Raw genomic sequence first — 25,928 nt, 5'->3', positions numbered from 1 at the left:
CGATTTACCCCATGCAGACATCACACCTGAATGAAGAGCTCTTAGCGGCTCTTGCGACCGTTATTGACCCTGAACTCCGCCAGCCCATCACCGAGCTGGGCATGGTAGACCGGGCGGAATTGACCGGCTCAGTTGCCAGCATCAGGGTGCTGCTCACCATCGAAGGTTGCCCCCTACGCTCGACGATTGAGGCGGACGTCCGCGCTGCGGTCTCTGCCCTGGAGCAGGTGAGCGAGGTTGAGCTCGAGGTCAGCTATATGAGCCCGGATCAGCGCGCTGCCCTACGTCAGAAGTTGGGGCACACCAAGCAGAACCCTTTTACTGCCCCCGGCTCGCTGACCCGTATCTTTGCGGTAGCTTCGGGTAAGGGCGGGGTCGGCAAGTCCTCTGCGACCGCTAACCTGGCAACGGCCTGTGCCTCCATGGGTTTGAGCGTTGGCATTATTGACGCCGATGTGCACGGGTTCTCGATTCCCGGACTGCTGGGCATTACCGCTGGCCCTACCCGCATGGACGACATGATTATTCCGCCTGTGGTTGAGGCCCCTTCAGGTGGCGGTGTCATCAAGGTAATTTCTATCGGTATGTTCGTGAAGCCCGACCAGCCGGTCGCCTGGCGCGGCCCTATGCTGCACCGGGCTCTAGAGCAGTTCCTCACCGACGTGCACTTCGGTCACCTGGATGTGCTCTTCCTCGATCTGCCCCCGGGCACCGGCGATATCGCGATTTCAATGGCCCAGCTGCTGCCCCACGCCGAGATTCTTCTGGTCTCAACCCCGCAGCTGGCTGCTGTGGACGTGGCCCAGCGGGCCGGTACCCTCAGCCTACAGACCGAGCAGAAGGTGATTGGGGTGCTAGAAAATATGGCCGCCATGCAGCTGCCGGACGGCACCACCCTACCCCTGTTCGGAGAAGGGGGCGGGGCCGTCCTCACCGAGTCCCTGGGCAGGGCCCTGGGCTACGAGGTGCCCCTGCTGGGGTCGGTACCGCTCGAGGTTGCCCTGCGCGAGGGCGGGGACGCCGGCACCCCGGTGGTCTGGGGTGCGCCCGAGACCGCTGCGGCGCAGGAACTGGTCAAAACCGCCCGGGCCCTGACCCACCGTCCGCGCGGGCTAGCGGGAGCCCCCCTGCCCTTCACCGTCTAGCCCGGCCCAAGGGGACCGCAAAACTTCAAAAGGACCGCATAATATGCGGTCCTTTTTTGAAAATCAGGTCCCCTTGGCGGGAGAAAGAGTTTAGGTGGCCTCAGTATCGAAGGGGGCCCAGGCGCCGCGGGGCAGGCGCACACTCACAGAGGGAGCCGGTGCAGCTGCCGCCTTTTCTTCAAGTTCCTTGCGGCGCTCTTCGTCGTCCTCGGCAAAAGCCTCGCGCACAATGACGCGGGGATCGTACTGGCGGGGGTCGTACTGGCGCCAGTTAATATCGCCCAAGTCGGGGCCGAGAGTTTCTTTGAGGTCGTCCTTAGCGTCAAAGGCCATACGGCGAACCCACTTGATAAAGTCTTTGAGCTGCTGGGCATATTCGGGCATGCGTTCTGGCCCGATGACAACAAACACCAGGATCGCTAGAACGATAAATTCGAGGCCGCTAATTCCAAACACACAAAGAGATTACCAGCTCAGCCCGAGTGTTCGCCCATAAAACGAGCGGGGTTGATTAAGATGTTTCCAGAATCATTCCCGCGCGCACTCATGTGAAGGTGAAGTACTAGGTGAATACTCAGGAACAGGCTCGAAGCTGGGTTTATGCTGAAGAGTTCCCGTTGGAGGCTCCGGCGGTGGCTTCTGCCCGGGCTGGGGCCGAGCGGTTGGACGCCGCCCCCGTCGCCCCGTCGGTAGCTTCCCTGCTTACGGTGCTCGCGGCAGCTACCAAAGCCCAACACGCTGTAGAAATCGGTTGCGGGGCCGGCGTTGCTACGGCTGCCCTGCTCACGGGCCTGGCCCCCGGTGCGGCGCTCACCGCCATCGATATCGATGCCACCCGCTGCCAGGCAACTCGCACGCTGCTGGCAGCTGCCGGTCTTGATAAGAGCCACCGGGTGCGCGTCATCACCGGCGATGCTGCCGAGGTACTCCCCCGCCTCTCAGCGGCCTCCTACGATCTGGCCTTTATAGACGCCGGTAGCCAGCTAGCTGAACAGCTGGTCTACGATACGCTGGCCCTCCTAGAACCTGGCGGGCTCCTGATTCTGCACGACCCGCTGGTGGGCGGGGCTGTTGCTAATCCCACGGCCCGTGATGCCGTAACCGTTTCGGTACGCTCTGTCTTACACGAGGTAGCGGCCTGTACCGCCGATGTTTTTGTCTCCCTTGTACACGCGGGCGAGGGTCTCTACCTGGTCTACAAACGCTAAAGCCCCCGCCCCAAACCGGTGGGGTTCGGAGCAGGGGCCGGGCTTAGAGCCGAAGCCTAGACGTTTTCAACGCACTTGCGGATCGCTTCAACTTCTTCTTCGGTGATATCAAGAACCAGGCGGCCGCCACCTTCAACGGGAATGCGCATGACGATGCTGCGCCCTTCGCGCACGATTTCGAGGGGGCCGTCGCCGGTGCGTGGTTTCTGAGCTGCCATCTTGGTTCTCCTTCAACGAGGGTTGGTCTGCGGCTTCTCGGCTTCTGTTGCCGGTCTCACCTTCTTTTAATCATAGTGCTTAGTGGCTCACTTCTGGCGTTTTTGGGTGGAAACTTACAAGTTTAGGGCGGGTAGTCCCCGCCGCCGGGTAGCTGCTTCCAGTGCCAGAGCCAGCCGACCCAGCCAAACTGCAGGGTTGCTCCGCTAAGAATCAGCAGCCAGCGGTAGGCCCGCGAAGCAGATAGGGCCACGAGGGGCAGAAGGAGCGGGAAGAGGGGCAGCAGTAGGCGGAAGGTGGAGGACTGCGGGTTGAAGAAGGCCAGCATATACACCGCGTAGGCAGCACACCAGGTGATGAGCGCCGGGTGGAGTACCCGCCGGGTCACGGGAGCCAGCAGGGCCAGCAAGTAGGCGCCCAGTAGCAGGATAAGGACGAGGGGGCCCAGCATCTGCCCCAGGTAGAGCTGGCTCTGGGTGTACCAGGGCATAAAGGGCAGCACGTGCTCCCCGCCAGCTCTCCACGCGGCCTCGGTCGCGGTGTAGGCGTCGATACGCCCGGTGGACGCCCAGGCGATGGCCGGGTGGATAAAGGCGAAAGCACACACAGCCAGGGCAGAGGCCAGCTGCGGGGCGGTCGCTTTCAAGGCGCTCAGCAGGTTCTCAGCGCGAGCCTGCTGAACCCAGCACACGAACCACCAAATTCCAACCACGGCTCCCAGGGGCACGCCCACAGGGCGGGACAGGGCCGCCCCAAGGGCCGGAAGAAGCAGAAGCACATAGCGTTGCTGTACCAGCCAGTAGAGGGCCCAGGCCAGGAAGAAGAGGCCGGTTGCCTCGGCATAGCCGGTTTGCAGAATCGGTGCAACGGCGCAGAAGCTGACGGCAGCGGTTGCCCACAGGGCGGTTGTCTCTAGCTCAGTGTCCCGGTGGGCAGTAGCGCCCCCGGTAGCTGCCCCGCGCACCTGTAGGCTGGTTTCAAAGAGCCGGTAGATAAACCAGGCTGCCCCAAAGCCAAACAGCAGGGAGACAGTAGGGGCAACCGTCTGATAGCTCAGCCCGGTCATACTCGCCACGGCACCGCTGATTAGGGGGTAGAGGGGGTAAAAAGCCCACTCGTTTTGGGCAACGTGACCGCTGGCGTCCACGGGGAGAACCGTAGGGTAGCCGCCAGCGGCTATCTTGGCGTACCAGTCGGCGTCCCAAATAGTGACAAACTCCAGGTAACCCATTGAGGTATTTTTCCAGGGGCTAAAGGTCTGGTGCAGACCCACGGTTGAGAAAATAAACCAGCCCCAGAGCCGGCTTGCGGCATAGACCAGGGCTACCCGCAGGCCGATGGGCAGACCGGCGAAGAAGAACACCCCCCGGCTAGCGGTTACGCTCAGAGTAGCGGCAGCACGGTCCAGTAGCCCACCAGGCGGTGGTGCGGACGGACGCCCCACCCCTAGCCTTCCCCACACAGGTCGGGGGTGGCGTCCTGACTCTGCCCACCGCGCAGGACTTCAAGCTCCTGACGCAGGCGACTGTTCTCAGCAACTACCTTAGCCAGCACACCGTCCACTTCATCGCGGTTATAGCCCAAAGCCGAGGTTGCAAAACGGACCCGACCCAGCTCATCCGCGTCGGGACGATCCGAAAGAATGAGCGGCGGCTCAGCGGCAGGAACGAGAGCTACTCCGTCCTTACTCACCGTATCAATGACCTTACGGGCCGGAATCAGCCGGTCGGTTCCCAGAACCGCACACCCCGCCATCACCGCCGCTAGCACCACAAAAGTCACACCAACCAGTAGGTAATTCATCCTGTCCTCCCGCCCGGGCCGACTACCGGCCCCCGACCTCGCTCACAAAACCCAAAATATTTGACTGCAAAAACACAACATCCCTCGTAACAAGTTGTTTACCTGCAAGGGAGTAAGGTGAAGCACATACACCATTGGGCGTCTGCCTCAGCACCTCCATGCTACCGGCGCCTGCACCGATCCACCACAAGAGAGGAACCCCAGTGACTACTGACGCACTTCGTGATAATCCTCGCCGACATTCAAGGCCCCCAAGCACACGTGCCCGCACCTGCCCCCCAGCCCAAGGGGACCTGAAAACTTCAAAGGGACCGCGAATTCCGCGGTCCCTTTGAAATTTTGTGGTCCCTTTGTGGGTTTAGGACGCCGTCAGCCTACTTTGTGGAGCTTGGCGGCTGAGGGCTGTGGTAACGATATCCTTCAAATAACTCCGAAATAGAAGATAGACCGTACCCCTCGACCAATTGAGGAAGTTTGTTGATAGCTAGAGAGTAGGCCCCTCTTTCAAGGCGGCTAATTGTTGATGTATCAAGACCCGACCGGTAGGCTAACTGCTCTTGAGTCAGTTTAAGCTGTTTGCGCTTGTCCCTAAGGAATTTTCCTATCGAGACACTCACTGCCTTCTGGTCATATTTCATTTTTCTAGCGTGTCGCAACTATGCACACATGCCCAGGGCACATGTGCCTAGTATGATTTTCACAGCAGGAAAATAGGGCATATATGCCATATTTTCAGATTGTTTTTTAAAAAACCTCTGCATACCCAAGACATTCACGCTTCGTGGGCATGCCCTACAGAAAGCAAGCTCCGAACTCATGACAGAGCCCCGCTCTAAGCTAGAGGGCACTTCTCACACAAAGCAGCCAAGGGAAATAGGGACTTAGATATGGCAGACCAGTTCACTCGCCGCTACAGGCGCCGAAGCACCTCAATGCGAACCGGCAAAACCTATGAATACAACATAGAGATTACAGACTTAGACGCCAAAGAATCTGCTGAAAACATTGCGTTAGCAGCAGCCGTCGTGGGCGGTGCCGCAATCACAGCCGTAGCAACAGTAAGCGCAACCGTCATAACCATAATATGCTTGTTGGGAATGATTCCCATAGCCCTCTCATCTTGGCCGCTTTTTCCCCTCTTGATTTCAACTGGTGCGTTAGCTTGCATCCTATCCACCACCATTAGAGCCATTTCAGGCACGATTTACCCCATTGCAATTGCGGTAATTGGAATTTTCGTTTCCATCCCTATCTCTTTTATTGGCATGTATGCTCACGGCAATCTAGCAGAGCCTCTACTCCAAGAACAGCCCGGATGGGAAGACCGCTACGCCTCATTTATCCACCTACCCTGGATAGCGGTGGTATGCATCATTGCCTCATTACTGATAGTCATTCGCAAATACGACAAGAAACTCATCATCCCATGTGCCATCTTCACAGCGATGAGCATCATCTTTACCGCATCTAACGCCCATCTAGATCAGATAACAGCAGCCCTCAATCTGGCCCTATCTGCCCCCATCGTTGCCTGGTTTATCATCAGTGATATTCAGCGAAAAAACAATAGGAAAAACCAATCAGAGCAGTGGCAGTGGGGGAACATTTCTCCATGAAATACCATTCATTTGATAAAAAAATCATCAATATCATAATTTTTACCGTAAGCATATCAGCTTTCATTCCACTCATTGGAATATTTACAGGCCTCTCAGCAGCCTCAATTTCCACTATTGCTTTACTAAAGATCCCTCATAAATTAAGAGAATTACTAGAAGTTAAGCATCATTTTGAAACATTCTATATTCAGGCAGAAATTAAACAGCTGCAAAAACAAAAAATTTTCCACTTACTCATGATTATAATTTCACTGCTTGGCATCCTTGGCCAAATTGGAATAATAGCAATTATCAACAATTCAGGTTAACACCATGAACCAACCTCATTTTATACCACCACTTAACCAGGACAAACCCGAGTATCCGGTATGGACGAAGTACCTTATAATAGGTGTAGCTTTTTTCTTTGGGCTCGGAATGCTCTCAAGTTCGTTCCGACTTTTAAAAAATCTCCTTTTCAGCGGTTTTCAACCCATGAATTTCGTGATTTTCGCTTCGGACGCTTTTACCTCAATCTTTCTTTTTTCCCTATTGTCACTTCCTGCACTAATAGTCCGCCACAGGATTAAAAGCAAACATGAACTTAATGCCGCTCTCCTTAAGCTATCATCCGAGCAGCTCAGGCAACAGGAGTTTGGCGATCCCGGCGCAAACCTCAGTATTGCTCGTTTCGGCGAGAGGGCTATCGCAGGGCGAGAGGGTGAACAAAGAACGGCTGAAATCATCCGAGAAAATATTCTTAAGATGTACCCTGCTGCCCGCCTAATTAACGGCATTTCATGGCCAGGAACAGAATCAGCAGATATAGACCATGCACTACTCATAGGCGAATCCATCATATTACTTGACTCTAAGCTATATCAGCCGGGTCAATATTACTGGGACGGGAAACAGCTATTTCGAAATGGCACACAGCTTGAGCCCTTTAAAATTGCAGCCGCGCTACAAGCTGTGAAAACGATTTTTCCCAAAAATCATATATCTGCCGCAGTAGTTTTACACTCTACAACTGGCACAGATTTATCGATAGAACTTGGCAAGAATTCTTTTCCTTTTCCCCCTGCTCTAACAGCCAACCAGCTAACAGATTTTTTAAGGAATCAAGCATCTAGCACAAACTCAGGTTCTATCTACTGGCAAACCTTACAGCAGCTTCTGGATCTCAAGAAGTAAATATTCTTACTTCTCCTCATAAACTCACATTAAAGGAAACTTCATGAAAAAATCGTTGTTTGTCTCTACTTGTGTTCTTACCACATTATTCTTCACCTCATGTGGGTCAGGTACGGTATCCGAACCTCAAAATCCAACTAGTGCGTCAACAGTATCTTCCCCCACTCAAGTAGCCGAAAGCTCATCGCTTGCAACACAGCCTGAGGCTTCTAGCTCAAGCTTCCCTAGTGACGGTCTTCTTACAGTTTCTGCTTCGGATTCTCAAGAAAGCGTCCGGCTTAAGTTTGCTGTGGCACGTTTTCATCACGAAATCCTTGGCTATTCAGATACACATGTAGCAGGGCTAGTATCCGCTGATAAGACTGTAAGGGTCGCTGATCTTTCTTCAGGTCAGGATGTTTTATCAGTCCAGGCGGAAGACCTTAAACTACCCGACTCGGTAAAGTTTGATAGCTTTCAGAGAGCTACTTTGCTCAACGGAAGCATCATCATCGAAAGCTTAGTGCATCAAGGTGAAGATGCTTACAACGAGGGTGAAGAAAAAACTGCTTACAGCATCTTTGATATCAAGCAACAGAAATTGTTAGGCGAAGTAATTTTGGGTCCGAGTACAAACGTTTACTCAACCGACCAGTCACTTCTCAACCGCAAACCTGCGTTCTCTGTCAATTGGGAAGCTGGCGTACCTGGTGAAAACCTCGCTTTAGTTTCAGATCGTCAGGATGATTTTTCATATGGTTCAACTACAGGAAATGTCATCGTGTTTCAAGATGGGCAGGCTCCTAACATCTCAACCCACGATTCTGAGCAGCTGAAAAATGCTTACTTTGTGCATAACGGGGAACTCGTTCAAATAGAGAATTCACGCGTTATGAACGCGTACTTCCAAATCTCAGAAGACGAGGTAATTCGAGAATCCTCAAGCTCTTTCGACCCCCATCAACTTTTGAAACTTGATGGCACCGGAGCAATTGTTTCGACACGCGATTTGCCCTATGGGCAAATAACACGTGCTGAGGCATGGGCTTCATCGTCTTTCTGTACAGGTGAAGGCAACCAGAATCTAGTTTTAGATATTGCTACGCTCGAAACACGTGACCTGGGTGATGTATCATGCGAATCTGTTTCGTCAGACGGAACGGTACTCGGTAAGAAGGGCGACAAGCGAGTCCCTGTCCTTCTATCCTCCGAAGGTAGCTTGCTTGACATTCCGTCTAATTTGAATTCAGTGCAGCTGGTCAACGACTCGCTGCTCTTTGATGGCTCGGGCTTTTATGAGTACAGCTTCAAATAAAAACTGAAAACCAATCAGGTTATACAGTGTGTACCAGCACCTAGCGTAGTACCTTGAAGGGACCGCAGATTCCGCGGTCCCTTTGAAGTTTTCAGGTCCCTTTGTGGGGTTAGGACGCCGTCAGCCAGCTTTCCAGCGCCGTATAGCAGGCACGCACCTCGGAGGCTTTCACGTGCTCGTTATCGGTGTGAGCCAGCAGGGCGTCGCCGGGGCCGAAGTTCACGGCGGGGATGCCAATCTCGCTGAAGCGGGCGACGTCCGTCCACCCGTACTTGGGCTTGGGGGCTTGGCCCACCGACTCAATCAGCGAGCGCGACATGGGCGCGTCCAGGCCCGGGCGGGCAGCTGATGAGAGGTCAACGAAGTCTAGCTCGTAGCCCTCAAAAACCTCATGCAGGTGCGCGACGGCTTCGTCCAGGGTCTTGTTGGGAGCAAAGCGGTAGTTGATGTGCACGCCGGATTCATCGGGAATCACGTTCCCGGCCACCCCGCCTGAAATTTGCACGGCGTTGAGCCCCTCGCGGTAAGCTAGGCCCTCAACCTCATAGGTGGCAGGCTGGTAGGCGGCAAGACGCCCCAGCACGTCCGCCATCTTGTGGATAGCGTTCTCGCCCTTCCAGGCCCGGCCCGAGTGGGCTGCGATACCGGCAGTGCGGATCCAGAAACGGATGGTGCCGTTACAGCCACCTTCGATAGTGCCGTCGGTGGGTTCTAGCAGGACGGCGAAGGCCGCATCGGTCAGCTTCTGCCGGTGGTTGCGCATCAGGCGGGCAAGCCCTGAGAGCTCTGAGGCAACCTCTTCGTTGTCGTAGAAGACGTAGGTGATATCGTAGCGGGGTTCTTTCAGACGTGCAGCTAGGGCTAGCTGCACGGCAACCCCGCCCTTCATGTCCACGGCGCCGCGGCCGTAAAGAACCCGCTCCCCCGCTCCCTCAGACCAAGAGGCGGGGACAGTGCCGCGTGAGCCCTCGGTACGGGGCAGGGGCACCGTATCTAGGTGACCTGCCAGCACAATGCGGGTATCCCGGCCCAGGTTAGTGCGGGCGATGATGGCATCGCCGTCGCGGGTTATCTCTAAGCCGCCGATCCCCTCAAGGGCCGCCTGCACGGCGTCCGCCAGGCGCACCTCGGCGCCAGAAACAGAATAAATATTGAGCAGATCAGCAGTGAGATCTTCAACGGGCTGGGTTAGGTTCAGGACGCCGGGGCCCACCTGAGCGAACTCAGCGGCCTGGGCGAGGGCAGGGTTCTTGGTCATAGTTCCACCATACAAGCAGATAGCGCCCCGCACCCGCCTGATTCCGTAGACTGGTAGGCATGACTGAAAACAACACCCGTGTAGCATCCGGCCTGGGCCTGGCCACCGTCGTCGCCTCCGGCGAGAACGAAGGCACCGTACTCGATGTCTGGTACCCCGCCCCCGCCCTCACCGAAACCCCCGACGACTCCGTAGCAGCCGACCTCGAAGCCCTGGTCGAAGCCGACGAAGACCGCAACGTCGTGCGTGAGCTGGTCAACGTCACCATCAACCTCGACGAGGCCCCCGCCAACGCAGCGGACGCCTACCTGCGCCTGCACCTGCTCTCCCACACCCTGGTTGCCCCCAACACCATCAACCTCGACGGTCTCTTTGGTGCTCTCGCCAACGTCGCCTGGACCAACTTCGGCCCCGTCCTGGCTAGCGAATTCAACACCGTCTCGCTGAAGCTGCGTCGCCGCGGCGCCCTGGTCGTCACCCACGTCGACAAGTTCCCCCGCATGATTGACTACGTCGTGCCCGCCGGTGTTCGTATCGGTGATGCCGACCGCGTCCGCCTGGGTGCCCACCTGGCCGCAGGCACCACCGTCATGCACGAAGGCTTCGTCAATTTCAACGCCGGTACCCTCGGTGAATCCATGGTCGAGGGCCGAATCTCCCAGGGCGTTGTCATTGGCAACGGCACCGACATCGGCGGTGGCGCCTCCACCATGGGCACCTTGTCTGGTGGCGGCACCCAGCGTGTCTCCATCGGCGAGCGCTCCCTGCTCGGCGCTGAAGCCGGTATCGGCATTGCCCTGGGCGATGATTGCGTGGTTGAAGCTGGCCTCTACGTCACCGCTGGCTCCCGCGTGACCGTCCTCAACCCCGGCGCTGAGCCCAAGGTTGTCAAGGCCCTGGAACTCTCCGGCGCCAACAACCTGCTCTTCCGCCGCAACTCCGTCACCGGCGCTATCGAGGTGCTGCCCCGCGCCAACAACACCGTGGAACTGAACTCAGAGCTGCACGCTAACTAAAGCGGACGACCAATACATTCGGCAAATACACCCATCTATTTTGTGCCCAGCCCGCCACCGCTTCTACCGGCTGGCAGGGCTGGGTGCAGGTAAGCTAGAAAGAACACCAATCGTCTACTAGGGGAAAACGTGAAGATTCTCGTTACCGGCGGAGCTGGCTACATCGGCTCCCACACCGTACTCGAACTGCTCCAGGCAGGCCACGAGGTAACCGTTATGGACAACCTCTCGAACTCCTCCATGGAGTCCCTGGCCCGCGTTGAAGAACTCACCGGCAAGACCGTGGAGTTCCGCAAGGTTGACCTGCTAGATCTGCCCGAGATGAAGCAGCTCTTCAACCTGGTTAAGCCTGACGCTGTGATTCATTTTGCCGGTCTTAAGGCCGTGGGCGAATCCGCTGAGAAGCCCCTGTGGTACTACCAGACCAACGTGGCTGGTACCCTCAACCTGCTCTATGCCATGGAAGAGGCAGGCTGCCACTCCATCGTCTTCTCATCGTCTGCAACCGTCTACGGCGAGCCCGAGTCGATGCCCCTGACCGAGAAGATCAATATGGATGCCCAGTCCTGCTACGGCCGCACCAAGGAACATATTGAGGATATGCTGGTGGACCTGGCCGCCTCAGATTCCAAGTGGAACATCGCCCTGCTGCGCTATTTCAACCCGGTAGGGGCTCACGAGTCCGGCCGTATCGGTGAGGACCCGGCAGGTATCCCCAACAACCTGGTTCCCTTCATCGCCCAGGTCGCTGTTGGCCGCCGTGAATACCTCAATGTCTTCGGCAACGACTACCCCACCGTCGATGGCACCGGGGTACGCGACTACATCCACGTCGTTGACCTGGCGGACGGCCACCTCAAGGCCCTGGACTACATCACCACCCACGGTGGCCTGCACACCTGGAACCTGGGTACCGGCAACGGCTACTCAGTACTTGAGGTACTGCACGCTTTTGAGAAGGCTGCTGGTAAGGAGCTGCCCTACAAGATTGTTGACCGTCGCCCCGGTGACGTAGCCGTCTCCTATGCTGACCCGGCTGCCGCCCTGGCCGATTTGGGCTGGTCTGCTACCCGCGATATCGACACTATGGTGCGTGACCACTGGAACTGGCAGAAGAATAACCCCCAGGGCTACGAAGCGTAGCAAATAGCCCCTAAAGCCGAGCCCCGGCGTCCTCACCTCTTCTAGAGGTAAAGGACGCCGGGGCTTAGTTGTTGGCAATGTGGCTGGTTTAGCGCTCGGGGTAGTGGCGCTCGTTCTCACCGATGTAGACCTGGCGGGGGCGACCGATCTTGCGGTCGGGGTCCTGGATGCCTTCGGTCCACTGGGCGATCCAGCCGGGGAGGCGGCCCAGGGCGAAGAGGACGGTGAACATGTGCTCGGGGAAGCCCATGGCCTTGTAGATGAGGCCTGTGTAGAAGTCTACGTTGGGGTAGAGCTTACGTTCGATGAAGTAGTCGTCGTTGAGGGCCTTCTCTTCGAGACGCTTGGCAATATCGAGCAGTTCGTTGTTGCCACCGATGGATTCGAGGATTTCGTCTGCGGTCTTCTTGACGATACGAGCGCGGGGGTCGTAGTTCTTGTAGACGCGGTGGCCGAAGCCCATGAGGCGGACGCCGTCTTCCTTGTTCTTGACCTTCTCCATGAAGTCTTCGGGGCTGATGCCGTCCTTCTGAATCTGGTTGAGCATCTTGAGCACTGCCTCGTTAGCGCCGCCGTGCAGGGGGCCGTAGAGGGCGTTGATGCCGGCTGAGACGGAGGCGAACATGTTGGCGTTTGAGGAGCCGACCAGTCGCACGGTGGAGGTGGAGCAGTTCTGCTCGTGGTCTGCGTGCAGGAGCAGCAGCAGATCGAGAGCCTTGGCGTGCAGGGGGTTGACCTCGTATTCCTCGGTGGGGAAGCCGAAGCACATGCGCAGGAAGTTCTCGGTGTAGTTGAGCTCGTTCTTGGGGTAGATGGAGGGCTCGCCCTTGGACTTCTTGTAGGCGTAGGCTGCCAGGGTAGGCACCTTAGACAGCAGACGGTATGTTGAGATTTCTACCTGGCGGGGGTCGAAGGGGTCCAGGGAGTCTGAGTAGAAGGTCGACATGGCTGAGACGCTGGAGGCGAGGACGGCCATGGGGTGGGCGTCGCGGGGGAAGCCGCGGAAGAAGAATTTGAAGTCTTCGTGCACCATGGTGTGGCGGCGAATCATCTGGTCGAAGTCTTCGAGCTGGGCGGGGGTGGGCAGTTCCCCGTAGATGAGCAGGTAGGCGGTTTCGATGAAGCTGGATTTTTCTGCCAGTTCTTCGATGGGGTAGCCACGGTAACGCAGGATGCCGGCATCACCGTCAATGTAGGTGATAGCTGACTTTGCGTTTGCGGTGTTCATGAAGCCCGGGTCGTAGGCTACCTTGCCGGTTTCTTTGAGCATGCCTGCAACTTCGAAGGCACCGTTACCTTCGGTTGCTTCTACTGCGGGCAGGGGCAGTTCTTTGCCGTCATAGCTCAGCAGCGCTTTGTTCTCAGTCATTGTGTTCCTCCTGTCATACGAGGCAACGTACGTGCTGTGTGATGAAGTGGGATTCTAAAAAAGGACAGTGCGGCTTTCGCGGGGTGGTGGAAGGCCGCACCGTGCACGTACGCACGTCATCTATGGTCTACATTACAGCAGAATGATGCGCAGGGTCACATTGATGTGAGTTCAGAAGCTACATTACGTTCTTTAGCTGAGCTTATTTGACATTAACAGTTTTGCTTTACTCTGACAGTCGGGCAGCGGCACGGGAAATGTCGTCGTCCGAACCGGTCAGGGCAATGCGCACATAGCCCTCACCTGCGGTTCCGTAGAAAACGCCGGGGCCAATCACGATACCCTTGTCTGCAAAGCGCTGGACGGTAGCCCAGGTATCTTCGCCTGCTGTAGCCCACAGGTAGAGCCCTGCCTCGGAGTGCTCGACGGTCAGGCCAAAGCGTTCCAGCGCGGGCAGTAGGGTCTCACGGCGGGCCCGGTAAAGGTCTTTCTGGGCCTCAACGTGCGCGTCATCTGAGAGCGCTGCGGTCATGGCAACCTGCACGGGAGCGGGCACAATCATGCCCGCGTGCTTACGGGAGTTAACCAGGTTGGCCATAATCGCAGCGTCTCCCGCGATAAAAGCGCCGCGGTAGCCAGCAAAGTTGGACTGCTTAGAAAGAGAGTAGGCTGCCAGCACCAGGTCCTGGTTCTCGCCGCAGACGCGGGGGTCCAGGACGGAGGGCACCGGCTTCCCGCCGCGGGTAGCGTCCCATTCTCCCCAACCCAGTTCTGCGTAGCACTCGTCGGAGGCAACCACGGCACCCAGGGCGCGGGCGTCCTCCACTATCTTTTTCAGCTCATCCACATCGCGCACGATGCCGGTGGGGTTGGCCGGCGAGTTGATCCATACCAGGCGGACGCGGGCACGGGTCGCCTCATCGAGCTCGTCCAGGGAGTCAGCGGCCACGGGGGTTGCACCGGCGAGCTGGGCACCGATGTCATAAGTAGGGTAGGCAACGGTGGGGCGGACGACCACATCCCCCTCCCCCAGGCCCAGCAGGAAGGGCAGCCAGGCAACAAGCTCCTTTGAGCCGATGGTGGGCATGACTTGGTCGGTGGTTAGGCCGGGCACGCCGCGGCGGCGGTCGAACCAGTCAACGATAGCCTGACGCAGGGTGAGGGTACCGTGGGTCGTGGGGTAGCCGTGGGCGTCGGTGGCACCGGCCAGGGCATCACGGATAACTGAGGGGGTAGGGTCAACCGGGGTTCCAATAGAAAGGTTAATGAGCCCCTCGGGGTGGGCTTCAGCGGTAGCCCGGTAGGGGGCCATGGTGTCCCAGGGGTAGTCGGGCAGGTCGAGGCCAAATTCGCGCATGGTCTGCTTTCTCTTGTGAATATGTTTGTTTTCTAGTGTAAGCCTTCGCATAAAACTAAAGGAGCGAGTATCTCACAAGATACTCGCTCCTTGAACCGTGTCTAGGTGTCTTAGTCCTGGTTCTGCGGGGGCAGGGCCGCAATCATGGGGGCGTCCTTGGCGATGACGCCCAGGCGGGCTGCGCCACCGGGTGAGCCGAGGTCGTCGAAGAAGTCGGCGTTAGCGGCGGTGTAGTCTTCCCATTCTTCGGGTACGTCGTCTTCGTAGTAGATAGCTTCTACGGGGCAGACGGGCTCGCAGGCACCGCAGTCGACGCATTCGTCGGGGTGGATGTAGAGGGAGCGTTCGCCTTCGTAGATGCAGTCGACGGGGCATTCTTCGACGCAGGCGCGGTCTTTTACGTCGACGCAGGGCTGGGCGATGATGTAGGTCATGGGTGCCTTTCTGGTGGTGACGCACCGGTGCGTGGTGTGTTGGTTAACTGTGCTCTAGTGTATCTGGTCACCGGTGTGGGGGCAGATTTTTGTGATGGATGAGATAGCTTGTTGAGCCGGGTTAAGTTTTGTTGCGGCGGTACCTGGTAGCGCTTATCATGCCGAAGGTTGCGGCGGCCAGGGAGCCTAGTGCCCAGATGGTTCCGGCGGTTCCCACGGGGTTGATGGGGTTGATGTAGACCAGCATTGAGGTGCCTTTGGCGAAGGCGAAGATACCAATGAGTATAAAGGCGGTGGCTCCGACGACGGCCGCGGCCCAGTTCTTTTCGGTGTGGATTGCTGCCCAGGTCGCCGCGAAGTAGACCGTGAGCAGGCCGAGGGCAGCACCCCAGGGTACCCAGAGGGTGCTGGTGGGGTACCAGATATGGGCGTGGTACATGGTTCCGGCAAAACCCGCGATTAGGCCGAGGGCGACGGCGGTAATGGCCGAGTTGATAGGGCCGGGAGCTTCGACGCTCTCTTCGGGGGCAGCGTCCGCTGGGGTTCCTGCTTGGGCAGTACCCCAGAGTAGGCGGTAGGTTTCGGTGGGGTTGATGGGCTGGGAGACCCCGTTTGAGTATTCGAAGGTGGTATCGCTGGTGATGACGATTTGGGTGGCGTGGGCCCGCATGGCCTCACGCTTGTGGTCGATGCTGCCCATGATGACGGCTTGCTGGCGGGTATCGTGCGGGTTGGGGTCGCCCTCGATGCCCCAGAGGGCGGTGGGGGCTGAGGGGGTTCCCTCCAGGGATCGGACGGCCGCTAGAGTAGCTTCGTAGGTGCGTTTGTGGTCGGGGTGCCCGTAGCCGCCGTCCGCGTCGTAGGTGACGACGACGTCCGGCCGGATCTCGCGGATAGCACTGGCGATAGCGTCTGCCTGGGGCTTGAGGGGCAGGCGGGTGAGGCAATCGTCGGCTGCTGCGGGGTTGGCGATAGCACGTCCGTCCGACCCCCAGGTCATGCCGGAGTCACGGTAGCTGGTGCGCTCGCCGGGCAGGTAGCTGGCCCCTTCGCCCAGGTAGAGGTGGTGGCGGATACCGAGGGCTTTGAGGGAGGCCTTGAGTTCCCCGGTGCGGTACTCGCCCAGGGCATGGCCCCGGTCGGTGTTCGCGGGGTGGGTTGCTTCGAGGTGGCGCAGGGCGGGGTCAATCACTTCGCCCATTTCGCCGCGGGTCATAGTGAGCAGGTGGACGGTGACGCCGGCGGCGGTGAGGGCACCAATGGTGGCGCCGGTGGATGAGGCTTCGTCGTCGGGGTGGGCATGGACGAAGAGGACGGTGGCGTCTTTGGGTTTGAGGCCGTCGGGTATCAGGCTGAAGGTGGCGCTGTCGGTGATGACTTCACCGGCGACCGGGTAGTGGGGCTGGGCGTCGAGTTCCATGGTGGCGGTTTTCTGCTGGGTGCTGTTTGGTTCCTAGCAATTTTAGCTTTAGTTACTGGGCTCTAGCTGGGTTTGGTCTTCTGTTTTATGATGGTGAGCGTTGGCTCACATTTATGGGGACAAGTACGGCAAAACTATGCCAGTGAGATGAGAGGCGAGGAGGCCTTTATGAGGACAAAGCGATGGTTGCGGACGGGCGTGCTGGCGTCCGCTCTGGCTCTGGGGCTGACGGGGGCGGTGGCGTCCGCCCAGGAAGTCACCCCAGCTGCCACAGCAGGCAGTCAGGTAGGCCAGGTGGAGCCCGGCCAGGCCCGTATGGGGGCTGGGTTTGTCTCAGATGAGGCAGGTGCCTCCTTCCAGCAGGGCGCAGCTCTAGCTGCCGAGCAACCAGTCCCGGCCCTGGCGTCCTTATCCGGGGTGCCGGGCATGGACGTTTCCAGCTGGCAGCCGTCTGTCGATTGGGCCCGCAACTATCAGCTGGGGGCGCGTTTTGCTTTTGTGAAGGCAACCGAGAGTAACTGGTATGTTTCACCCCGCTACCAGGAGCAGTATGCCGGTGCCCGCGCGGCGGGCATGCTGCGGGGGTCGTACCATTTTGCGATTCCCTCCGACAGTTCAGGGGCCGAGCAGGCCCGCTATTTCGTGGCCAATAGCCAGCCCTGGGTTCAGGACGGCGGCACCCTGCCTGGCATTCTTGACCTTGAGTTCAACCCCTACCCGCAATTTGGCAACACCTGCTACGACATGACCCCGGCCCAGCTGCGAGCCTGGGCCCACGATTTTGCGACCACCTACCGGCAGCTGACCGGGCGTTACCCGATCTTGTACACGGCGACCTCCTGGGTCAACCAGTGCCTGGGCAATATTTCTGAACTCTCCTACATGCCCCTGCACCTCGCCCGCTATACCGCCACGGTCGGCCCCATGCCTACCGGCTATAGCGGCTATGACATCTGGCAGTACAGCGATAAGGGCCCCTTTGACGGGGATTCCAACCTCTTTAACGGTACGGAAAGCCAGCTCAGCTTCCTAGCCCTCAACCCCCGCTACCTACCCCAGGGCACTTCACGCCCGGCAGGTCTCTACCAGCTCTACGGGGCAATTGGCGGCTACTACCAGAGCAACTACCGCAGCCTGTGGGCTCCTCGTACCAATGAATACCCGGTCCAGCTAGGCGGGGTAGCCCAGGGATTTGAGAACCACCGGCACGTCTACTGGCACCCCAGCACCGGGGCGCACGGTATTTTCTGGGCCGGGGCTATCGGTTCCCGGTTTGCGGCTACCGGTTTTGAACGAGGCTGGGGCTTCCCCATCAGTGAGGACGCCAGCTTCAGCTACGGTGCCCAGCAGTGGTTCCGCACTCCCAACGGCTACACCACGGCGGTATATTGGTCACCCAGCACCGGCACCTATGCTCTCAACGGACGCGGGGCCATTCACTGGCGCTGGGGCCAGAATACCCAGGTTTATGGCTTCCCCGTCTCCGATGAAACAGGTCTGGGCCGGGGAGCTGTAGTCCATTTCGAAAAGAATATGAGCCTCTACTGGACCCCTGAATTTGGCACCCAGCAGGTGGTTCGGTACGGCGCCCTGCACGATGCCTGGAAGGCAGCCGGTTACTATCAGGCACTAGGGTTTCCCACCCACGACGAACGGCGGGAGGCCGATGGGCGCATGCACCTGCGGCTGAGCTCCGGCGCTCACTTCACCTGGAGCGAGCGCGAAGGCACCCGCCGCCTCCGCTAACCGCCCCATGCACCCAGACGGGCTCCCGCGTCCGCGCGCTGTCTGGTAGCACCTATGCTAAAGGGCCGTGGCCCGCTCCCCTGTTCAGGAGAACGGGCCACGGCCCTGAGAGCGTCTATGCCTTTGTAACCTTAGGCGCGGGCGCGACGGCGTGCTTCGCGCACACGCTCATTGGAGTCAAGGATAACCTTGCGAATACGAATAGCTTCGGGGGTGACTTCCACGCACTCGTCCTCGCGGGCCCATTCCAGGGACTCTTCGAGAGTGAGCTTCTTGGGAGGAGTCATGTTTTCGAAGTTATCTGCTGAAGCTGAGCGCATGTTGGTCAGCTTCTTTTCGCGGGTGATGTTAACTTCCATGTCGTCGGCGCGTGAGTTCTCGCCGATGATCATGCCCTCATAGACCTCTGAGGTGGGTTCGACGAAGATGGTGCCACGTTCCTGCAGACCGATGATGGCGTAGGGGGTGACGACGCCGGCGCGGTCAGAAATCATGGAGCCGTTGGAGCGGTAGTCGATGTCGCCTGCCCAGGGCTCGTAGCCGGTGGAGTAGGACGATGAGATACCGGCACCGCGGGTCTCTGTGAGGAACTTGGTGCGGAAGCCAATCAGGCCGCGGGCGGGCACGGCGAATTCCATGCGGACCCAGCCAGTGCCGTTGTTGGCCATGTTTTCCATGCGGCCCTTACGAGCTGCCATGAGCTGGGTGACGGCACCCAGGAATTCTTCGGGCACGTCGATAATCATGTGCTCCATGGGCTCGTGAACCTTGCCGTCGATGGTCTTGGTAACAACCTGGGGCTTGCCCACGGTCAGCTCAAAGCCTTCGCGGCGCATCTGCTCAACGAGAATTGCCAGAGCGAGTTCGCCACGGCCCTGAACTTCCCAGGCGTCCGGACGCTCGGTGGGCAGAACCTTGAGGGAGACGTTACCGATAAGTTCCTTATCGAGGCGGTCCTTCACCTGGCGGGCGGTAACCTTAGCGCCCTTGACCTTACCGGCCAGCGGTGAGGTGTTGATACCGATGGTAACGGAGATTGCGGGGTCATCGACCTTAATGAGGGGCAGGGGCTTGGGGTTCTCAGGGTCGGTGAGGGTTTCACCGATGGTGATGTCTTCGATACCGGCAACAGCGACAATTTCACCGGGGCCAGCGGACTCAGCAGGAACGCGCTCCAGGGCCTTGGTGGCCAGCAGCTCAGAGATACGGACGTTCTTGGTTTCGCCGTCCTGACGTACCCAGGCAACGGTCTGGCCCTTCTTCAGGGTGCCGTTGAAGATACGCAGCAGGGCCAGACGGCCCAGGAAGGGCGAGGAGTCAAGGTTGGTCACGTGAGCCTGCAGCACCTCGTTGGGGTCATAGGTGGGGGCAGGAACATGTTCCAGGATGGTCTCGAAGAGGGGCTCCAGGTCATCGTTATCGGGCAGGGCGCCATCGGCAGGCTGGTTCAGTGAAGCAGCGCCAGCCTTACCGGAAGCATAGACGACAGGGACGTTCAGCAGAGCATCGATATCGAGATCGGGAACCTCATCAGCCAGGTCGCTCGCCAGACCCAGAAGCAGGTCCATAGACTCGCCAACAACTTCGTCAATACGGGCGTCGGGGCGGTCAACCTTATTAACAACCAGAATAACGGGCAGCTTAGCAGCTAGGGCCTTACGCAGCACAAAACGGGTCTGGGGCAGGGGGCCCTCTGAAGCGTCAACCAGCAACACAACACCATCAACCATAGACAGGCCGCGCTCAACCTCACCACCGAAGTCAGCGTGACCGGGGGTATCAATAACGTTGATGGTAATTTCTTCGCCCTTGGCTGCGGGGCCGGAGTAGAACACGGTGGTGTTCTTAGCCAAAATGGTGATGCCCTTTTCCTTTTCAAGGTCACCGGAGTCCATGACGCGGTCTTCCACGTCAGCGTGGGCGGAGAAGGCGTTGGTCTGCTTGAGCATCGCATCAACGATGGTGGTCTTGCCGTGGTCAACGTGAGCCACGATTGCCACGTTGCGAAGGTCGCTCCGTGAAGCGGTGTTCTGAGTTTCAGACATGCGGAAAGTATCTCGCTTACATGTTGGGGATAAGGACGCCGGTGCGCGGCTTACCTGCCGAATTTTCGGCACCAGCGCAGAGGGCTTTCGGTTTGATTATACCGGCGGCACCTAAACTAGCCGCTATCTTCTGGAACACATTAGAAAATAAGAGGCTTATTCAAAAGGGCGGTGTAGCAGGCTCGCAGCGAAGCTGCTGGCTCGGCGGCTGGCGTGAATCGCATTGTGAGCGAAGCGAACCATGCGAGAGGGTCGGCAGCGAGCGCGAGCCTGCGAAACCGTTCTGAATAAGCCCCTATCTATTTCCTATTTATTCCAAGGTGTCTGCTTTACATCCTGGGGTTTGACTACCGGAATAGATCCGGTCACCGCACGAATCTGTTCGATTGCGGCGGTATTTGCGTCGACCTGGAGAGCTACCTCGTCAACAGCCTTTTCTACAGCCTCTTCGACCTTGGCCTCAACCGCCTTGTCCACGGCTTCTTCCAGGGCTGCCTCTAGCTGACCGTCCAGGTGTTCGTCGAGGTGCTCCCCCACTGCTGCGGTGACGCGGTCTTCAACGCCTTCGGCAACCAGCTCGTTGACGCGGTCGTCAATCTGCTCGGCCAGGGAGGCCTCGATCTCACGGCGGGCGTTACGACGCTGGGCACGAACGAAGAGACGGTGCTCAACGCTCAGGGCCTTGTAAAGAGAGATGCACATCAGCACAATCACTACCGAGAAAGGCAGGGCCGTCAGAATTGCGACGGTTTGAATCGCTGACAGCGATTCGCTACCACCGATGACAACCAGGGAGATCGCGGTTGCACCTGCAACCAGTACCCAGAAAACGCGGATCCAGGTTTTGGGTTCAGGTGACCCGTTAGTGGAGAGCATACCGAGCACCAGGGCGCCGGAGTCTGCCGAGGTCACGAAGAAGACGGTAATCAGCAGTACCGCACCGGCAGTCAGAATGACGCCACCGGGCAGGTTATGGAACATCTGGAAGAGAGCATTTTCTGCTGAGACGCTACCGTCTTCGCCCACCAAGCTAGTGCCGGTGCCAAAGAGTTCCTGGTGCAGGGCGGTGCCACCGAGTACGGAGAACCAGAAGAAGGAGGTCAGAGCGGGTACCAGCAGCACACCGATCACGAATTCGCGCACGGAACGGCCCTTGGAAACGCGGGCGATGAACATGCCAACAAAGGGCGACCAGGAAATCCACCAGCCCCAGTAGAAGGTAGTCCAGGCAGCCTGGAACTGTTCACCGTCAACACCGTAGAGGGCCAGGGTCTCGAAGGTCATGGCAACGACGTTTTGCAGGTAGTTACCGATGGACCCGATGAAGTTACGGAAGAGGAAGAGGGTGGGGCCAACCACCAGCACGAAGAGGCAGACGATAGCAGCCAGCATGAGGTTGCCGTTCGAGAGCCACTTCATACCCTTTTCCAGGCCGGTGACCACGGAGAAGAGGGTGATACCCATGAGCACCACGATGATGCCCACCAGCCAGCCGTTACCCTGGGCGGGGATATTCATGTAGCCCAGGCCCGCAGCAATCTGCATAACACCGAGACCAAGAGAGGTCGCCACACCGAAGAGGGTGCCAACCAGTGCGACAACGTCGATGACGTCACCTGCGCCACCTTTTACGCGATCGCCCAGCAGGGGCTTGAGGGAGTAGCGGATAGAGAGAGGCAGCTTAAGACGATGGGTTGCATAGGCAATGGCAAGGCCCACGATGACGTAGATAGCCCAGGGGTGCAGACCCCAGTGTAGGAAGGACTGGCTCATCGCAGCCTGAGCAATTTCTTCCTTGGTGCCGTCACCCACGCCGGGGCGGGGGTCAACGTAGTGCATGAGGGGTTCGGTTGCCCCGTAGAAGACCAGGCCGATGCCCATACCGGCAGCAAAGAGGAAGGCGAACCAGGTAGTGAAAGGGTAGGCGGGTTCGTCGTCGTCATCGCCTAGCTTAACGTCGCCCATGCGGGAGAAGCCCAGGTAGAGGGCGAAGATGACGAAGAAAGCAACGATAGCGACGTAGTACCAACCGAAGTAGTTAATAACGTCTGCCTGCAGGGCATCGAAGATTTCTTTGGTGCGGTGGGGGAAAGCTAGGGTGGTGCCGATAAAGGCAGCCATGATGACGGCTGCGGGGATAAAGACCTTGGGTGCTAGGGAACCTTCACGCATGTTTTCCTTAGCGGCCGCGTCGATATCCCCCTTCCGCAGGTCGGGGCCCGAGCTGGGCGGAGTTTGCTGGGTGGTAGCCATGTGAGTGTCCTTTATATCTTCTTACGTTTCGACCTAGTTGACATGCAAAAGCACCCCGTATGCCGCGTCCGCACCCACACCTAAAAGAGCCAGGAGCTCGTACAGCGTGGTTCAGGAAGGGGCCAGAGATGCCTGTTCCACTTCAATAATAACACCACTGATAATAAGTAGGCATCCTCTTGGTCTGCTTAATTGCCTATAAAACCACAAAAAACCACACCCACCACCGGGGTCAAAAACTACCAAACCAACATAAAATAGAGGTAAGAACACCCAAATCGACAGGAAGGCAGAGCACACATGTCTCTCCCCGCCATCACCGATCCCGTCCAGACCAAAGCCTGGGCAGCCCTGACCGAGCACCAGCAGAAGACTACCGCTGATTTACGCGCCTGGTTCGAAGCCGACCCCACCCGCGCAGAAAAGCTAAGCTTCACCGCCGCCGACCTCTACGTTGATCTCTCCAAGAACCTCATCACCGAAGAGACCCTGGCTCTGCTGACCCAGCTGGCCGAAGAGGTGAACCTCGAAGAGCGTCGCGACGCCATGTTCGCCGGTGAGCGCATCAACGTCACCGAAGACCGCGCCGTCCTGCACACCGCCCTGCGCCGCCCCAAGGGCGCCACCCCCGCTCTCGTCGTTGATGGTCAGGACGTCGACGCCGACGTCCACGAGGTCCTCGCCAAGGTTTACGACTTTGCCGACCGCGTCCGCTCCGGCGAGTGGGTAGGCATTACTGGCAAGCGCATCGAAACCGTTGTCAACATCGGCATCGGCGGCTCAGACCTGGGCCCCGTCATGGTCTATGAGGCACTGAAGCCCTACGCCCAGCCCGGCCTAACCGCCCGCTTCATCTCCAACATCGACCCCACCGACGCCGCCGAGACCGTCAAGGACCTAGATCCCGAGACCACCCTTTTCATCGTCGCCTCCAAGACCTTCGGCACCCTCGAAACCCTCACCAACGCCCGCGTCTGCCGCGAGTGGCTGCTCACCTCCCTGCGCGAGGCCGGCGCCCTGGACGGCAAGGACGAAAAGGACGCCGTCGCCGCCCACTTCGTCGCTGTCTCCACCGCTCTGGATAAGGTCGAGGCATTCGGCATCGACCCCGAGAACGCTTTTGGCTTCTGGAACTGGGTAGGCGGACGCTACTCCGTCGACTCCGCCATCGGCACCCCCCTGGCTATTGTGCTCGGCCCCGAGGTCTTCGAGCAGTTCCTGGCCGGCTTCCACGCCATGGACGAGCACTTCCGCACCGCGCCCCTGGCCGAAAATGTCCCCGCCCTGATGGGTCTGCTGAACATCTGGAACGTCAACTTCCTTGGCGCCGAAACCCACGCCGTCCTCCCCTACGACCAGTACCTGCACCGCTTCCCCGCCTACCTGCAGCAGCTGACCATGGAATCCAACGGCAAGTCCGTACGCGCGGACGGCAAGCCCGTCACCACCGCCACCGGTGAAGTCTTCTGGGGTGAGCCCGGCACCAACGGCCAGCACGCCTTCTACCAGCTCATCCACCAGGGCACCCGCCTAATTCCCGCCGACTTCATCGCCTTCGCCAACCCGGTTCACGCAACCCGCGACGGCGAGCAGGACGTCCACGAGCTCTTCCTAGCCAACTTCTTCGCCCAAACCAAGGCCCTGGCCTTCGGCAAGACCGCCGACGAGGTCCGCGCCGAAGGTACCGCCGAAGAAATCGTTCCGGCCCGCGTATTCTCAGGCAACCGCCCCACCACCTCCATCATGGCCTCCCAGCTGACCCCCGCCGTCCTGGGCCAGCTCATTGCCCTCTACGAACACATCACCTTCGTTCAGGGCATTGTCTGGGGCATTGACTCCTTCGACCAGTGGGGCGTTGAGCTCGGCAAGCAGCTGGCCCTGCAGCTGGCCCCCGCCGTGGGCGGCGATCGCGAGGTTCTGGCTCAGCAGGATTCCTCAACCCAGGGCCTGATTGGTTTCTACCTGGACAAGCGCAAGTAAGCCTGAGCTGAGGTGGAGGGCTCCGTGGGCATATCACCTGCCCGCGACCCTCTCACATCTCGCCCCAGGGGGCTCGCTGTGATTCACGCCAGCCGCCGAGCCAGCGGGCAGATGATATGCCCACCTTCGCCCCCTGCGCAAAGCCTGCTACGCATAACCCCGGTAACCTCGTAAGTTACCGGGGTCTTGCGTTAAAGCTGGGCAAGCGTGGTAAGTACGGCCTGCTCTATGATTCCGATGACCTGAGACTCAGGCAGGGTAGGCAGGCTTCTTCCTTCCACTCCCCCGGCATCTGCACTTGCCGTGACAGGCGGACGCTCGGGCGCGGCGTCCGCTCCTCCACCAGCTTCTACATGTGTGAGGGGAATGTGAATGAAGCCCGCCGGTATTGCCCCTTTGGTTGCATGCATGAGCTCGTAAAAAACGTGGTTGCACACAAAGGTTCCGGCGGTGTACGACAGTTCCACGGGCAGCTGCTGAGAGCTAAGCTCTTCAAAAATTGCTCGGGTAGGCAGGGTAGAGAAGTAGGCATCGGGGCCGTCACCGCGGATGGGTTGGTCGATAAGCTGAGCACCTGCATTATCTGGAATACGAGCAGAGTCGAGGTTGATGGCAACTCGTTCCAGGCTGACCTTATCGCGGCCAGCCGCAACACCAAGACTTATAGCTAGCTCAGGCTTGATGCGTTCTAAGAGCTCACCCAGCGCCCGGCTTGATTCGGCGAACTCCACCGGCAGTTCGTGAACCTCAACAGTGAGATGCGGAGCCGAAATCGCCAGGGCTTCCTGTGCCCCAAATGCTACCGCCTGGCTAGGGTTGAGGGGTACCCCTTCGAAGGGGCCGAAATAGGTCAGCAGATGGGTAGTCATCGTCGACTCCTGCGGTTTAGGTATTCTTGAGGGTATGTCTGAGCACAAGCCTACCCGCTATACCCACAGCGAAGAATCCCTGGAAGATACCCCCGAAGCCCTCCACCTCGATGGGTTCGACGATGAGGAGCACCCGGACGAGCTTCGCGCCCCAGCCGTGGCCCAGCAGGTAGGCTTCGCGGGGGCTGTACGCCTCTTTTACCGGCACTACTGGAATAGTAAAGGCCATGCATCAGCCAGCGAATTCTGGTGGGCAATAGTTTATTTAGCAGTGGGCACCGTTTTATATTTTGGAGCCACCATTTGGCTTAACTACCTCACACTCGCCGAAAATGCCTCATCACTTTTGCGCACCGTATTTATGTTGCTCGTCATAACAAACCCCCTATGGGTTGTTGTTAATATCGGCCCCACAGTATCGCTCGTTAAACGCAGGCTAAACTCTCGACGCTCAGCAGAATATAAGGGGTAGACAAGTACAGGTTTATTTCAAATTTTGTTTACATCAGGACCATTGCAGCGTCAAACAACTTTCGAATTTGTCATAAATCCTAGTCATAGCTTCACGCCGCTAAACATA

The 25,928-nt window shown here is 58.5% G+C and carries 24 protein-coding genes; 10 read left to right on the top strand and 14 right to left on the bottom strand.

What is annotated here, in order from left to right; translation table 11 throughout:
• The first annotated feature begins 11 nt into the window (after nt 1-11).
• A complete protein-coding gene (locus L6963_RS00915; protein WP_237206289.1) occupies nt 12-1,145 on the top strand; it encodes an Mrp/NBP35 family ATP-binding protein in 1,134 nt (377 codons plus the stop codon).
• A 90-nt stretch (nt 1,146-1,235) separates the two neighbouring features.
• Here L6963_RS00915 and L6963_RS00910 read toward each other — a convergent pair whose 3' ends face one another.
• Nucleotides 1,236-1,601 carry a Sec-independent protein translocase TatB gene (locus tag L6963_RS00910; protein ID WP_135013724.1) on the bottom strand — a complete coding sequence of 122 codons (366 nt, stop codon included), beginning with the start codon at nt 1,599-1,601 and terminating at the stop codon, nt 1,236-1,238.
• 110 nt (nt 1,602-1,711) lie between these two features.
• On the opposite strand from L6963_RS00910, the gene L6963_RS00905 reads away from it, so the two are divergent.
• Complete coding sequence (locus L6963_RS00905) at nt 1,712-2,353, top strand: O-methyltransferase (RefSeq protein WP_237185782.1); 642 nt, start codon at nt 1,712-1,714, stop codon at nt 2,351-2,353.
• A 56-nt stretch (nt 2,354-2,409) separates the two neighbouring features.
• On the opposite strand, the gene L6963_RS00900 is transcribed toward L6963_RS00905, so the two are convergent.
• From L6963_RS00900 to L6963_RS11845, 4 genes are all read right to left on the bottom strand, one after another.
• Entirely contained in the window at nt 2,410-2,571 is a 162-nt protein-coding gene (locus tag L6963_RS00900) for a DUF3117 domain-containing protein (RefSeq protein WP_135013726.1), read from the bottom strand.
• Between the two features lie 122 nt (nt 2,572-2,693).
• The gene (locus L6963_RS00895) at nt 2,694-4,013 is read right to left on the bottom strand and encodes a hypothetical protein (RefSeq protein WP_237206288.1); all 1,320 of its coding nucleotides are present in this window, start codon (nt 4,011-4,013) and stop codon (nt 2,694-2,696) included.
• A 2-nt stretch (nt 4,014-4,015) separates the two neighbouring features.
• The gene (locus tag L6963_RS00890; RefSeq protein WP_237206287.1) at nt 4,016-4,372 is read right to left on the bottom strand and encodes a DivIVA domain-containing protein; all 357 of its coding nucleotides are present in this window, start codon (nt 4,370-4,372) and stop codon (nt 4,016-4,018) included.
• A gap of 374 nt (nt 4,373-4,746) precedes the next feature.
• A complete protein-coding gene (locus L6963_RS11845; RefSeq protein ID WP_423816794.1) occupies nt 4,747-5,010 on the bottom strand; it encodes a helix-turn-helix domain-containing protein in 264 nt (87 codons plus the stop codon).
• Nucleotides 5,011-5,259: 249 nt separating this feature from the next.
• On the opposite strand from L6963_RS11845, the gene L6963_RS00885 reads away from it, so the two are divergent.
• The 4 genes from L6963_RS00885 to L6963_RS00870 are packed head-to-tail and all read left to right on the top strand — an operon-like array spanning nt 5,260 to nt 8,458.
• The gene (locus L6963_RS00885; protein ID WP_237206286.1) at nt 5,260-5,988 is read left to right on the top strand and encodes a hypothetical protein; all 729 of its coding nucleotides are present in this window, start codon (nt 5,260-5,262) and stop codon (nt 5,986-5,988) included.
• Complete coding sequence (locus L6963_RS00880; protein WP_237206285.1) at nt 5,985-6,299, top strand: hypothetical protein; 315 nt, start codon at nt 5,985-5,987, stop codon at nt 6,297-6,299. The genes L6963_RS00885 and L6963_RS00880 overlap by 4 nt, the downstream gene beginning before the upstream one ends.
• A gap of 4 nt (nt 6,300-6,303) precedes the next feature.
• Nucleotides 6,304-7,164 carry a nuclease-related domain-containing protein gene (locus L6963_RS00875; protein ID WP_237206284.1) on the top strand — a complete coding sequence of 287 codons (861 nt, stop codon included), beginning with the start codon at nt 6,304-6,306 and terminating at the stop codon, nt 7,162-7,164.
• Between the two features lie 43 nt (nt 7,165-7,207).
• A complete protein-coding gene (locus L6963_RS00870; RefSeq protein WP_237206283.1) occupies nt 7,208-8,458 on the top strand; it encodes a hypothetical protein in 1,251 nt (416 codons plus the stop codon).
• Nucleotides 8,459-8,567: 109 nt separating this feature from the next.
• Here L6963_RS00870 and dapE read toward each other — a convergent pair whose 3' ends face one another.
• Nucleotides 8,568-9,716, bottom strand: a complete 1,149-nt coding sequence (gene dapE, locus L6963_RS00865; protein WP_237206282.1) for a succinyl-diaminopimelate desuccinylase — start codon at nt 9,714-9,716, stop codon at nt 8,568-8,570.
• A 50-nt stretch (nt 9,717-9,766) separates the two neighbouring features.
• Between dapE and dapD the strand changes: the two genes are divergently transcribed.
• Together dapD and galE are read left to right on the top strand one after the other, a co-directional pair.
• Nucleotides 9,767-10,732: a 2,3,4,5-tetrahydropyridine-2,6-dicarboxylate N-succinyltransferase gene (gene dapD / locus L6963_RS00860; RefSeq protein WP_237206377.1), complete on the top strand. Its 966-nt coding sequence runs from the start codon at nt 9,767-9,769 to the stop codon at nt 10,730-10,732.
• 129 nt (nt 10,733-10,861) lie between these two features.
• Nucleotides 10,862-11,875 (top strand): UDP-glucose 4-epimerase GalE, encoded by a 1,014-nt coding sequence (gene galE / locus L6963_RS00855; protein ID WP_237206281.1) that lies wholly within the window; start codon nt 10,862-10,864, stop codon nt 11,873-11,875.
• Between the two features lie 88 nt (nt 11,876-11,963).
• On the opposite strand, the gene L6963_RS00850 is transcribed toward galE, so the two are convergent.
• The 4 genes from L6963_RS00850 to L6963_RS00835 all read right to left on the bottom strand — a co-directional run bounded on the left by L6963_RS00850 (nt 11,964) and on the right by L6963_RS00835 (nt 16,455).
• A complete protein-coding gene (locus tag L6963_RS00850) occupies nt 11,964-13,244 on the bottom strand; it encodes a citrate synthase (protein WP_237204606.1) in 1,281 nt (426 codons plus the stop codon).
• 226 nt (nt 13,245-13,470) lie between these two features.
• Entirely contained in the window at nt 13,471-14,601 is a 1,131-nt protein-coding gene (dapC, locus tag L6963_RS00845; RefSeq protein WP_237206280.1) for a succinyldiaminopimelate transaminase, read from the bottom strand.
• 110 nt (nt 14,602-14,711) lie between these two features.
• Complete coding sequence (fdxA, locus tag L6963_RS00840; RefSeq protein WP_135013646.1) at nt 14,712-15,035, bottom strand: ferredoxin; 324 nt, start codon at nt 15,033-15,035, stop codon at nt 14,712-14,714.
• Between the two features lie 121 nt (nt 15,036-15,156).
• The gene (locus tag L6963_RS00835; protein ID WP_237206279.1) at nt 15,157-16,455 is read right to left on the bottom strand and encodes a PIG-L family deacetylase; all 1,299 of its coding nucleotides are present in this window, start codon (nt 16,453-16,455) and stop codon (nt 15,157-15,159) included.
• A 168-nt stretch (nt 16,456-16,623) separates the two neighbouring features.
• Here L6963_RS00835 and L6963_RS00830 point away from each other — a divergent pair, with 168 nt between their 5' ends.
• Nucleotides 16,624-18,201: a GH25 family lysozyme gene (locus L6963_RS00830; protein WP_237206278.1), complete on the top strand. Its 1,578-nt coding sequence runs from the start codon at nt 16,624-16,626 to the stop codon at nt 18,199-18,201.
• Nucleotides 18,202-18,332: 131 nt separating this feature from the next.
• Here the strand turns inward: L6963_RS00830 and typA are convergent, their stop codons facing one another.
• Together typA and L6963_RS00820 are read right to left on the bottom strand one after the other, a co-directional pair.
• Nucleotides 18,333-20,246 carry a translational GTPase TypA gene (gene typA, locus L6963_RS00825; RefSeq protein WP_185174363.1) on the bottom strand — a complete coding sequence of 638 codons (1,914 nt, stop codon included), beginning with the start codon at nt 20,244-20,246 and terminating at the stop codon, nt 18,333-18,335.
• 306 nt (nt 20,247-20,552) lie between these two features.
• Nucleotides 20,553-22,499: a BCCT family transporter gene (locus L6963_RS00820; RefSeq protein WP_237206277.1), complete on the bottom strand. Its 1,947-nt coding sequence runs from the start codon at nt 22,497-22,499 to the stop codon at nt 20,553-20,555.
• Nucleotides 22,500-22,799: 300 nt separating this feature from the next.
• Here L6963_RS00820 and pgi point away from each other — a divergent pair, with 300 nt between their 5' ends.
• Entirely contained in the window at nt 22,800-24,479 is a 1,680-nt protein-coding gene (gene pgi / locus L6963_RS00815; RefSeq protein WP_237206276.1) for a glucose-6-phosphate isomerase, read from the top strand.
• 191 nt (nt 24,480-24,670) lie between these two features.
• Here the strand turns inward: pgi and L6963_RS00810 are convergent, their stop codons facing one another.
• Together L6963_RS00810 and L6963_RS00805 are read right to left on the bottom strand one after the other, a co-directional pair.
• Nucleotides 24,671-25,348, bottom strand: coding sequence for a pyroglutamyl-peptidase I (locus L6963_RS00810; protein WP_237206275.1), 678 nt, complete (start codon nt 25,346-25,348; stop codon nt 24,671-24,673).
• A gap of 16 nt (nt 25,349-25,364) precedes the next feature.
• Nucleotides 25,365-25,577, bottom strand: coding sequence for a hypothetical protein (locus L6963_RS00805; RefSeq protein ID WP_237206274.1), 213 nt, complete (start codon nt 25,575-25,577; stop codon nt 25,365-25,367).
• Between the last annotated feature and the right edge of the window lie 351 nt (nt 25,578-25,928).

It is taken from the genome of Rothia nasimurium, assembly GCF_928392795.1.
GTDB lineage: Bacteria > Actinomycetota > Actinomycetes > Actinomycetales > Micrococcaceae > Rothia > Rothia nasimurium_F.
This window is presented reverse-complemented; position numbering and strand designations above follow the sequence as displayed.

Bases quoted from the DNA above. Each gene is read 5' to 3' on its own strand.
- pgi (WP_237206276.1), top strand. From the start codon at position 22,800: ATGTCTCTCCCCGCCATCACCGATCCCGTCCAGACCAAAGCCTGGGCA.
- L6963_RS00850 (WP_237204606.1), bottom strand. From the start codon at position 13,244: ATGACTGAGAACAAAGCGCTGCTGAGCTATGACGGCAAAGAACTGCCC.
- L6963_RS00870 (WP_237206283.1), top strand. From the start codon at position 7,208: ATGAAAAAATCGTTGTTTGTCTCTACTTGTGTTCTTACCACATTATTC.
- L6963_RS00915 (WP_237206289.1), top strand. From the start codon at position 12: ATGCAGACATCACACCTGAATGAAGAGCTCTTAGCGGCTCTTGCGACC.
- L6963_RS00805 (WP_237206274.1), bottom strand. From the start codon at position 25,577: ATGGCCTTTACTATTCCAGTAGTGCCGGTAAAAGAGGCGTACAGCCCC.
- dapC (WP_237206280.1), bottom strand. From the start codon at position 14,601: ATGCGCGAATTTGGCCTCGACCTGCCCGACTACCCCTGGGACACCATG.
- L6963_RS00890 (WP_237206287.1), bottom strand. From the start codon at position 4,372: ATGAATTACCTACTGGTTGGTGTGACTTTTGTGGTGCTAGCGGCGGTG.
- L6963_RS11845 (WP_423816794.1), bottom strand. From the start codon at position 5,010: ATGAAATATGACCAGAAGGCAGTGAGTGTCTCGATAGGAAAATTCCTT.
- L6963_RS00885 (WP_237206286.1), top strand. From the start codon at position 5,260: ATGGCAGACCAGTTCACTCGCCGCTACAGGCGCCGAAGCACCTCAATG.
- fdxA (WP_135013646.1), bottom strand. From the start codon at position 15,035: ATGACCTACATCATCGCCCAGCCCTGCGTCGACGTAAAAGACCGCGCC.
- L6963_RS00820 (WP_237206277.1), bottom strand. From the start codon at position 22,499: ATGGCTACCACCCAGCAAACTCCGCCCAGCTCGGGCCCCGACCTGCGG.
- L6963_RS00810 (WP_237206275.1), bottom strand. From the start codon at position 25,348: ATGACTACCCATCTGCTGACCTATTTCGGCCCCTTCGAAGGGGTACCC.
- L6963_RS00880 (WP_237206285.1), top strand. From the start codon at position 5,985: ATGAAATACCATTCATTTGATAAAAAAATCATCAATATCATAATTTTT.
- L6963_RS00830 (WP_237206278.1), top strand. From the start codon at position 16,624: ATGAGGACAAAGCGATGGTTGCGGACGGGCGTGCTGGCGTCCGCTCTG.
- dapE (WP_237206282.1), bottom strand. From the start codon at position 9,716: ATGACCAAGAACCCTGCCCTCGCCCAGGCCGCTGAGTTCGCTCAGGTG.
- L6963_RS00900 (WP_135013726.1), bottom strand. From the start codon at position 2,571: ATGGCAGCTCAGAAACCACGCACCGGCGACGGCCCCCTCGAAATCGTG.
- typA (WP_185174363.1), bottom strand. From the start codon at position 20,246: ATGTCTGAAACTCAGAACACCGCTTCACGGAGCGACCTTCGCAACGTG.
- L6963_RS00875 (WP_237206284.1), top strand. From the start codon at position 6,304: ATGAACCAACCTCATTTTATACCACCACTTAACCAGGACAAACCCGAG.
- L6963_RS00835 (WP_237206279.1), bottom strand. From the start codon at position 16,455: ATGGAACTCGACGCCCAGCCCCACTACCCGGTCGCCGGTGAAGTCATC.